Genomic DNA, 8,240 nt, shown 5'->3' on the forward strand with positions numbered 1-8,240 from the left:
CCGGCAGCGACGGCGTTCGTGGCCGCCCGCGCGCCCGCCTTCCCGCGCCCTGCTCGCGCGAACGTCGTGCGGGCGGCCCTCGACCTGATCGAGACGCCCGACCTCGCGCCGCTCTTCGCCCGCGATGCGCGCGCCGAGGTCAGCCTGTCGGGGCGGGTGGTGGTGGAGGGCGTCGAGCGGCCGGTCTTCGGCCGCATCGACCGCCTCGCGGTCGCCGACGGCATCGTGCGGCTCGCCGACTTCAAGACCGGACGCCCGCCGGACGAGGGCGCGCCGCCGCCGCGCCCCGAGACGGCGCAGATCGCCCTCTACGCCCGGCTGCTCGCGCGGATCTACCCGGACCACGCGATCCGGCCGATGCTGGTCTGGACCTCCGGCCCGGTGATCCGGACCTTGAGCGAGGACGAGATCGCCGAGGCTTTGGCCGGGCTCGGGCTCGCCGCAGCCTGAGGCGGCTAGGGGGATCTCGCGGCGGCCCGCGCCCCATGCGGGCGGCCCCTGCGGAAATGGCGGTTGCGTCGGCGCGCGAGAACCAGCATCAGGCATCCCGTATTTCGGGCCGTTCGGATCGCCGCCGCCGGATTCTCGTCACGGGAACGCCGAGGGTCGGAGCGAGCCGAAGCGCCGTCGCCTGTCGACGCCGTCCGTGATCGTTCAGGCACAGGGAAATCCGACATGAAGACGCGCGCAGCCGTGGCGTGGGAGGCGAAGAAGCCGCTCACCATCGAGACCATCGACATCGAGGGGCCCAAGGCCGGCGAAGTGCTCGTCGAGGTGATGGCCACCGGCATCTGCCACACCGACGCCTACACCCTCTCGGGCCTCGATTCGGAGGGCAAGTTCCCGGCGATCCTCGGCCACGAGGGCGCGGGCATCGTCCGCGAGGTCGGCGCCGGCGTCACCGACCTGAAGGTCGGCGACCACGTGATCCCGCTCTACACGCCGGAATGTCGCGGCTGTAAGTCGTGCCTGTCGCAGCGCACCAACCTCTGCACCGCGATCCGCGCGACGCAGGGCCAGGGCGTGATGCCGGACGGCACCTCGCGCTTCTCCTGCGTCTCCACCGGCGGCAGCCCGGGCGGGTCCGACACCCTGTTCCACTACATGGGCTGCTCGACCTTCTCGAACTTCACCGTGCTCCCGGCGATCGCACTCGCGAAGATCCGTGAGGACGCCCCCTTCGACAAGGTCTGCTACATCGGCTGCGGCGTCACCACCGGCATCGGCGCGGTGATCTACACCGCGAAGGTCTGGCCCGGCGCCAACGTCGTGGTGTTCGGCCTCGGCGGCATCGGCCTCAACGTGCTCCAGGCCGCGCGGATGGTGGGCGCCGACAAGATCATCGGCGTCGACATCAACCCCGACAAGCAGGAGATGGCGAAGAAGTTCGGGATGACGCACTTCATCAACCCGAAGGAAGTCGGCAACGACCACGTCGTGGCCGCGATCCTCGACGCGACCGGCGGCGGCGCCGACTTCTCGTTCGACTGCACCGGCAACGTCAACGTGATGCGCCAGGCGCTCGAGTGCTGCCACCGCGGCTGGGGCGAGTCGATCGTCATCGGCGTGGCGGAAGCCGGCAAGGAGATCTCGACCCGTCCGTTCCAGCTCGTCACCGGCCGCGTCTGGAAGGGCTCGGCCTTCGGCGGGGCGCGGGGCCGCACCGACGTGCCGAAGATCGTCGACTGGTACATGGAGGGCAAGATCAACATCGACGACCTGATCACCCACACCATGCCGCTCGACCAGATCAACCACGGCTTCGACCTGATGCACGAGGGCAAGTCGATCCGCTCGGTGGTGATTTACTAGGCCACGACGCGTACGCCCTCCCCCCTCGAGGGGGGAGGGACATGCCCGCCCGACCGTCCCGATCAGGAGATCACCCCATGGAAACCGTCTCGAAGGCCCTCTCGCATGGTGGCGTCCAGGGCGTGTACCGGCACGACGCAAAGACCACCGCCTGCCCGATGACCTTCGCGGTCTTCGTGCCGCCGCAGGCCAAGGACGGCCCGGTGCCGGTGCTGTGGTACCTTTCGGGGCTGACCTGCACCCACGCCAACGTCATGGACAAGGGCGAGTACCGGCAGGCCGCCGCCCGCCACGGCGTGATCGTCGTCGCGCCGGACACCTCGCCCCGCGGCGAGGGCATCCCCGACGAGGCCGGCAACTGGCAGTTCGGCTCCGGCGCGGGCTTCTACCTCGACGCGACGGAAGCTCCCTATTCCGCGAACTACCGGATGTGGAGCTACGTCACCGAAGAGCTTCCGGCGCTGATCGCGAAGAACTTCCCCGCGGACATGAGCCGCCAGGGCATCGTCGGCCACTCGATGGGCGGCCACGGCGCGCTCACCATCGCGCTGACCTATCCCGACCGCTTCAAGTCCTGCTCGGCCTTCGCACCGATCGCCCAGCCCTCCACGGCGGGCTGGTCGAAGCCGGCCTTCGAGAAGTATCTCGGCGCGGACACCGCGGCCTGGCGCGCCCACGACGCCACCGCGCTGATCGAGGACGGACACCGCTTCCCCGAGCTCCTGGTGGACCAGGGCACCGCCGACAGCTTCCTCGACGACGGCCTGCGGCCGTGGCTGCTGGAAGAGGCCTGCAAGAAGGCCGGCATCGCGCTCACCCTGAACATGCGCGAGGGCTACGACCACTCCTACTTCTTCATCTCCAGCTTCATGGACGACCACATCGCCTGGGCCGCCGCCCGGCTGAAGTGACCGGACGGTGCCCGCCGCCTGACAGACCGCACGAAGCTTCGGCGCCGCATGGCCGGTGCCGGGGGTTTTACAGGCCCGCGATGCTATAACCTTCCGCAAAGACGCCGCCGCCCGATCCGGGACGGACGTCGCGACGGGAGGATGCCATGGCCGGTCTCGACAGGCGACAGGTGCTGATGCGGGCCGGGCTCGCGGCGATCGGCGCGGGGCTTCCCTTCCGCGCCGCCGCCGAGGACCGGATCGCCCTGCCCTTCGGCAACGGCGCGCGCGCCCTCGTCCGCTATCCGGGCAAACGCCCGCTGATCCAGCTCACCAGCCGCCCGCCGCAACTCGAAACGCCGTTCTCGGTGTTCGACGAGGGTGCGATCACGCCCAACGACGCCTTCTTCGTGCGCTACCACTTGGCCGACCTCCCACTCGCGATCGACCCGGAGACGTACCGACTGGAGATCAAGGGCCATGTCGAGCGCCCGGTCGCGCTGTCGCTTGCCGACCTCAAGCGCATGGCGCCGATGGAGGTTGTCGCGGTGAACCAATGCTCCGGCAATTCCCGCGGCTTCGTCGAGCCACGCGTCGCAGGCGGCCAGCTCGGCAACGGCGCCATGGGCAACGCCCGCTGGACCGGCGTGTCGTTGAAGGCGGTGCTCGACGCGGCTGGCATGAAAGCCGGCGCGGTGCAGGTCGCCTTCGACGGCCTCGATGGCCCGGTGATTCCCGAGACCCCGGACTTCGTGAAGGCGTTGACCGTCGATCACGCCCGCTCCGGCGAGGTGATGCTGGCTTGGGGCATGAACGGTCAGGACCTGCCCTTTCTCAACGGCTTTCCGGTACGCCTCGTGGTGCCGGGATTCTACGGCACGTACTGGGTGAAGCACCTCGGCGCGATCACCGTGCTCGACCGACCGTTCGAGGGCTTCTGGATGAAGTCCGCCTACCGGATCCCGGACACGCCGTGCGCCTGCACCGAGCCGGGCAAGGCGCCTGCGGCCACGGTGCCGATCGCGCGGTTGAACGTGCGCTCGTTCGTGACGAACCTAAACGACGGCGCCAAGGTCAAGGCCGGGCCGACATCGCTTCGCGGCATCGCCTTCGACGGCGGCTCCGGCGTCGCGCGCGTCGAACTCTCGACGGACGACGGCCGCACCTGGATACCGACCGAGCTCGGACAGGATCTCGGCCGCTACGCGTTCAGGACTTGGACGGCGACCACCGAACTCGGTGCCGGCATGCATGCCATTCGTGTGCGCGCGACAGCCAAGGATGGCGCAGGCCAGCCGATGGAGCCGCAGTGGAACCCGCCGGGCTACATGCGCAACGTCGTCGAGACCACCCGCATTCAAGCGGCCTGAGAGGGGGAATCGATGTCCATTCGCTGCCACATCGTACTTATGGTCTCGCTTTGGGCGGGCGCAACGACGGCCGCGCCGCTGGATTACGCGTTGCCGGATGCCTATTCCGAATTGCGTTCGAGCGCAGGCCAAGAGGCCGGCCGCACGGCGGCGCAGGGCAATTGCCTCACCTGCCATTCGACCGACTACATCGCGATGCAGCCGCCGGGCAAAGGTAAGGCGTTCTGGGATGCTGAGGTGACCAAGATGATCAAGGTCTATCACGCCCCGATCGACGAGGCGGACGGCAAAGCGATCGCCGCCTATCTCGCGGACGCCTACTGAAGGCGTCCCGCCGACGCGGACCGGTTCAGCGAAGGGCCGTCCCCGGAAGGGTCATCGATGTCGCTTCCGCGACCGCTCCGTGTGACGGCGTCTGCTCGGACAGGTAGATCCGGCCGCCCACGAACAGCAGCGCGAGCGCCCAGAACACAATCGCGGCGCGGCGCGTCTCGCCGTAGCTCCCGAACTTTCCGGAGATCTTGGCGTCTGCACAGGCGCGCGACATCTCCATCGGCTCGCCGAAGGGGTCGTAGGCTGTCGTGAGTTGGTCGAGCTGGGCGGTCATGGTGGAAGATGTCGCGCTTGGGCGCGCCTGAATCAATGGTTGCGTCTTCCGAAGATTCCTCGATAAGGAAAGACTTCTTCTCCGCCTGATCCTCGGCGTGGAAGTTCCTTCCCAAGCGCCCCTCGGGGTGCGGATTCTGCCGAGCGAGAGGCCGCATGGGCGCTGACTCGAAGCCGATGACGACATCCGCGCGCACCGAGCCGACCGCCGGCGCCGGCCCGTTCGCGCTGCTGCCGGGCATCCTCGTCTGCGTCGCGATCACCGGGATCGCCCTAGGCGTCCAGGCCGCCGAGGAGCGCGCGCTGGATCACCCCTACATCGAGGCCCTGGTGATCGCGATCCTGCTCGGCATCGCGGTCCGCAGCGCCTGGGTGCCGGGTCCGCGCTTCCGCAGCGGAATCGCCTTCAGTGCCAAGCAGCTGCTCGAGCTCGCCGTGACCCTGCTCGGCGCCTCCCTGAGCCTCGGGGCGATCGTCGCCTCGGGGCCGGCGCTGCTCACGGGCATCGTCGGGACCGTGATCCTGACGATCGCGGCGAGCTACGGCATCTGCCGCCTGCTGGCGCTGCCGGCGCGGATGGCGATCCTCGTCGCCTGCGGCAACGCGATCTGCGGCAACTCGGCGATCGCCGCCGTCGCCCCGGTGATCGGGGCCGACAACAAGGACATCGCCGCCTCCATCGCCTTCACTGCCGTGCTCGGCGTGCTGATGGTGCTCGGGCTGCCGCTGTTCGTGCCGCTGGCCCACCTCTCCGACAACCAGTACGGCGTGCTCGCCGGCCTCACCGTCTACGCGGTGCCGCAGGTGCTGGCGGCCACCGTGCCGGTCAGCCTCGTCAGCACCCAGGTCGGCACCCTGGTGAAGCTCGTGCGCGTGCTGATGCTCGGCCCGGTGGTGCTGGCCTTCTCCGTCATCGCTCGGTGGCTGCCGGCCGACGGCGGCGCCGCGACAAGGCCCGGCCGCCTGAGCCTGACCCGGCTGGTGCCGTGGTTCATCGTCGGCTTCCTGGTGCTGGCGAGCCTGCGCTCGCTCGGCCTGATCCCCGACGCGGCCGCGCTGCCGATGACGAGGTTCGCCGGCCTCCTCACCGTCGTCTCGATGGCGGCGCTCGGCCTCGGCGTCGACGTGCGCATCCTCGCTCGCGTCGGCGGCCGCGTCACCGCCGCCGTCACCGGCTCGCTCCTCTTACTCATCGGCATCAGCCTCGTGCTGATCCGGACGCTCGGCATCCCCTGAGCGGCTGCGACGCGGGCGCCGAGACGGTCTATCCTCCGCGTCCCCCGGCGCGACGCCGTCACGAAGGATCGAACCCCATGCGCCTGGATGCCTCCGAACGCGGCGTCTTCCCGATCGCCCCGACGCCGTTCCATGCGGACGGCCGCATCGACGTCGACTCGATCGACCGGCTGACCGGCTTCTACGCCGAAAACGGCGCCACCGGCCTCACCGTGCTCGGGGTGATGGGCGAGGCGGGTAAGCTCGATCAGGGCGAGGCGCTCGATGTCGCCCGGCGCTTCATCGTGCGGGCGGAGGGCCTGCCGGTGATCGTCGGCGTCTCGGCGCCGGGCTTCGCCGCGATGGCGTCGCTGGCCCGCAGCGCCATGGATGCGGGCGCGGCCGGCGTGATGATCGCGCCGCCGAGCACGCTCCGCACCGACGACCAGATCGTCGGCTATTACGCGCAGGCCGCCGAGGCGATCGGCGCCGACGTGCCGTTCGTGATCCAGGATTACCCGCTGACCTTCAGCGTGGTGATGACGCCGGGCGTGATCCGCCGGATCGTCAACGACAACCCGGCCTGCATGATGCTCAAGCACGAGGATTGGCCGGGGCTGGAGAAGATCTCGGCGCTCCGCGGCTTCGAGGCGGACGGCGCGATGCGGCACATCGCGATCCTGTGCGGCAACGGCGGCCTGTTCCTCGATTTCGAGACCGAGCGCGGCGCCGACGGCGCGATGACCGGCTACGCCTTCCCCGACATGCTCGCCGACGTGGTCCGCCTTGCGGCTGCCGGCGAGCGCGACGCCGCGCACGACCTGTTCGACGCCCACCTGCCGCTGCTGCGCTACGAGCAGCAGCCCGGCATCGGGCTGGCGGTCCGCAAATACGTGATGGCGCGCCGCGGACTGATCGCCTCGCCCGCCCAGCGCAAGCCCGGCGGCGCCCTCGGCAAGAGGGCGGTGGCGGAGGTCGAGTACCTGCTCGGCCGCCTCGCCCGACACGACCCCCGCGCCGCGTTGGCCCCGGTCTGACGCCTCACGTCGCTTATACCAAGTCTCATGGGTCAGAACCCATGAGGTCCGGCGAACGACCGCCGCCCCGCAGTCGCGGGGGCCGAACCTCGATGAGTCGGGCTCACCGAGGTTCGGTATTACACGTCTCATCGAAGCGAAACGCGATCAGTCCCGCTCCCTCGCCGTCATCCCGGGGCTGCGCAGCAGAGCCCGGGATCCAGAGCCGCCGACAGCGCAGGATCGAGCACGACCTGCGGTTCTGGATCCCGGGCTCGCCTTCGGCGCCCCGGGATGACGGCGAGGGTTGCCGAAACCGGGTTTGCTACAACCGCATCCCGGATCGATCCGTTGGCGATCGGATCACCCTTCCCCGTCACCCCCGAGCGACCATTCGCCGACGCGGGCGAGGTGGTCGTAGTCGCCGTAGGACTTGGCGTATTTCGGGTAGGGCCGCGAGGTGTAGGCGGCCTGCCCCGTCATGAAGCGGGCGACGAGCCCCTTCAGGCGCGTGGCGTGCTCCTCGACGATCTCGGGGACGGTGCGCGGATCGCCCTTGGGCGGCTTGACCGCCAGCGGCACGAAGGGCTTCCGCCCGCCGGAGGCGTGGACGTAGAGCAGGTCCGGCGCCGCGTCCGCCGCCGGGAAGCCGTCGAAGGCGCCGTGCATCAGCATGGCCGCCTCCAGGGTCAGCTGCGGCGAGAAGCCGGCGAAGATTTCCCGCGCGGAGGGCGGCGCGCCGGTCTTGAAGTCCACGATGCAGGCGCCGTCGGCCCCGCGCTCGATCCGGTCGGCGCGCGCCCGCAGGGTGAAGGTCTCGGACCCGAGCGGGATCGCCCAGCGGCCGAAGATCTCGGGCTCGACGCGGGCGAGCGTCGCCCGCCGCGCGATCTCCCAGGGCAGGTAGAGCGCGGCCATGCGCTCGTAGCGCGGCCACCACTCGGCGTAGAGCTCGGGGTAAGTGTTGGCCGTCTCCGAGAAGGCGTCGACCGCGATCTGGTTGAGCCGCTGCCACGCGATCTCGGGGGCGGGCAGCGCGCCCGGATAGCGCTCGGCGAACTGGCCGAAGATCGCGTGGATCATCGTGCCGCGGTCGCCCGCGCCCGGCCGCTCCGCCACCGCCTCCAAGGGATCGAGCCCGAGCACGTGGCGCGCGAAGATCGCGTAGGGGTCGCGGACCAGCGTCTCGATCTCGGTGACGCTGAGGCTGCGCGGGAACAGGGCCGGGTCCGGCTTCGGCTTCGGCTGGGTCAGGCGCGGTTGCGGGGCCACGGTGTCGAGCGCGCGCGCGTAGCCGGCAAAGCGGCGACCCGCGTCGAGCGCCGTCGCCC

General features: G+C 70.1%; 9 protein-coding genes. 7 read left to right on the forward strand and 2 right to left on the reverse strand.

Features of this window, described 5'->3' with window-relative positions; genetic code table 11:
- The 5 genes from FV222_RS11735 to FV222_RS11755 form a co-directional block, all read left to right on the forward strand.
- Positions 1–450, forward strand: a 450-nt coding sequence (locus FV222_RS11735; protein WP_187277310.1) for a PD-(D/E)XK nuclease family protein, incomplete at its 5' end; no start/stop codon positions are given.
- 225 nt (positions 451–675) lie between these two features.
- Positions 676–1,812 (forward strand): S-(hydroxymethyl)glutathione dehydrogenase/class III alcohol dehydrogenase, encoded by a 1,137-nt coding sequence (locus tag FV222_RS11740; protein ID WP_147751016.1) that lies wholly within the window; start codon positions 676–678, stop codon positions 1,810–1,812.
- Positions 1,813–1,889: 77 nt separating this feature from the next.
- Positions 1,890–2,723 carry an S-formylglutathione hydrolase gene (gene fghA, locus FV222_RS11745; protein WP_147764622.1) on the forward strand — a complete coding sequence of 278 codons (834 nt, stop codon included), beginning with the start codon at positions 1,890–1,892 and terminating at the stop codon, positions 2,721–2,723.
- Positions 2,724–2,869: 146 nt separating this feature from the next.
- The gene (locus FV222_RS11750) at positions 2,870–4,072 is read left to right on the forward strand and encodes a molybdopterin-dependent oxidoreductase (protein ID WP_147764623.1); all 1,203 of its coding nucleotides are present in this window, start codon (positions 2,870–2,872) and stop codon (positions 4,070–4,072) included.
- Between the two features lie 12 nt (positions 4,073–4,084).
- On the forward strand, positions 4,085–4,396 hold the full coding sequence (locus tag FV222_RS11755) for a cytochrome c (protein WP_147751019.1): 312 nt from the start codon (positions 4,085–4,087) through the stop codon (positions 4,394–4,396).
- 25 nt (positions 4,397–4,421) lie between these two features.
- Here the strand turns inward: FV222_RS11755 and FV222_RS11760 are convergent, their stop codons facing one another.
- Entirely contained in the window at positions 4,422–4,679 is a 258-nt protein-coding gene (locus FV222_RS11760) for a hypothetical protein (RefSeq protein WP_147751020.1), read from the reverse strand.
- A 176-nt stretch (positions 4,680–4,855) separates the two neighbouring features.
- Here FV222_RS11760 and FV222_RS11765 point away from each other — a divergent pair, with 176 nt between their 5' ends.
- Together FV222_RS11765 and FV222_RS11770 are read left to right on the forward strand one after the other, a co-directional pair.
- On the forward strand, positions 4,856–5,914 hold the full coding sequence (locus FV222_RS11765) for a putative sulfate exporter family transporter (RefSeq protein ID WP_147764629.1): 1,059 nt from the start codon (positions 4,856–4,858) through the stop codon (positions 5,912–5,914).
- Positions 5,915–5,991: 77 nt separating this feature from the next.
- Complete coding sequence (locus tag FV222_RS11770; RefSeq protein WP_147764624.1) at positions 5,992–6,930, forward strand: dihydrodipicolinate synthase family protein; 939 nt, start codon at positions 5,992–5,994, stop codon at positions 6,928–6,930.
- 342 nt (positions 6,931–7,272) lie between these two features.
- On the opposite strand, the gene FV222_RS11775 is transcribed toward FV222_RS11770, so the two are convergent.
- On the reverse strand, positions 7,273–8,240 hold a 968-nt coding region (locus FV222_RS11775), incomplete at its 5' end, for a PD-(D/E)XK nuclease family protein (protein ID WP_187277311.1).

It is taken from the genome of Methylobacterium sp. WL103, assembly GCF_008039885.1.
GTDB classification, from domain to species: Bacteria; Pseudomonadota; Alphaproteobacteria; order Rhizobiales; family Beijerinckiaceae; genus Methylobacterium; species Methylobacterium cerastii.